Annotated in this window: 1 protein-coding gene; it reads right to left on the bottom strand. The window is 69.6% G+C overall.

Features of this window, described 5'->3' with window-relative positions:
* On the bottom strand, window positions 1–772 hold a 772-nt coding region (locus tag AB0N07_RS52390; protein ID WP_365848232.1), incomplete at its 3' end, for a 2-oxo-hepta-3-ene-1,7-dioate hydratase.
* Window positions 773–1,001: the final 229 nt, after the last annotated feature.

Below are 1,001 nucleotides of genomic sequence, written 5' to 3'. Positions count from 1 at the left end.
AGGTGATGGTGCCGAGCGGGCCGTAGTCGGCGTAGACGGTGTCGCCCTCGTACACCCACATCGGGCGGGTGAAGGAGCCGGCGAGCACGATCTCACCGGCCTCGAGCGCGTCCCCGTGCCCGGCGATGCGGTTGGCCAGCCAGTGCACGCCGTTGGCCGGGTGGTTCAGCACGCCCGCGGCCACCCCGGTCTCGATGATCTCCTCGTTGCGGGAGAGGATGCCGGAGACCCATCGCAGGTCCACGTCGTGCACGCCCACGGGGCGGCCGCCGATCACCAGGGAGCCCAGGGCGGCGTTGTCCGAGATGGTGTCCGTGATGGTGCGCCCGGCCATCTCGATGCGCGAGTCCAGCACCTCCAGCGCGGGCACCACGTACTCGGTGGCGCGCACCACGTCCATCAGGTTCAGGCCGGGCCCGCGCAGCTCGTCCCGCAGCACGAACGCCAGCTCCATCTCGATGCGCGGATGGGTGTACTTCTTCCACTCGTACACGTGGCCGGACTCGAACACCTGGTCGTCGAAGATCACGCCGTAGTCCGGCTCGTCGATCCCGGTCGCGTCCTGCATGGCCTTGGAGGTCAGGCCGATCTTGTGGCCCACCTTGCGGCGGCCCGCCTCGACCTGGCGCTCGGCCCAGATGCGCTGGACGGCGTACGAGTCCTCGATCTCCATCTCCGGGTAGCGCGCGGTCAGCCGCGGCACGGGCACTCGGTCGATGCCCGCGCGGTGCAGCTCGTCGGCGATCTTGACGTGGGTCTCGTGGTCCAGCACAGCGGTCTCCTTCACGACGACGGGCAGGGGCCTGCCCTTGATCGTATACGATTGCGCGGCTCGGCCCCTGGTCCCGTCGCCATCCTGTCACCGGCGGGACACCCCTGCTCCCCATGCTTCGAGGCGGGAAATCGAGCTCGAACTGGCCCTCCCGGCTCGAATGAGGTGGATTTTCCGCATCGAACGGCGTGGGGCGGGGGGACGCGGAGGGTGGCAGGGAGTGCGGCCG

Source organism: Streptomyces sp. NPDC051172 (genome assembly GCF_040682555.1).
Classification (GTDB): Bacteria; Actinomycetota; Actinomycetes; order Streptomycetales; family Streptomycetaceae; genus Streptomyces.
Note: the sequence above shows the minus strand (reverse complement) of the source record. Positions and strands in the feature narration are given on the sequence as shown.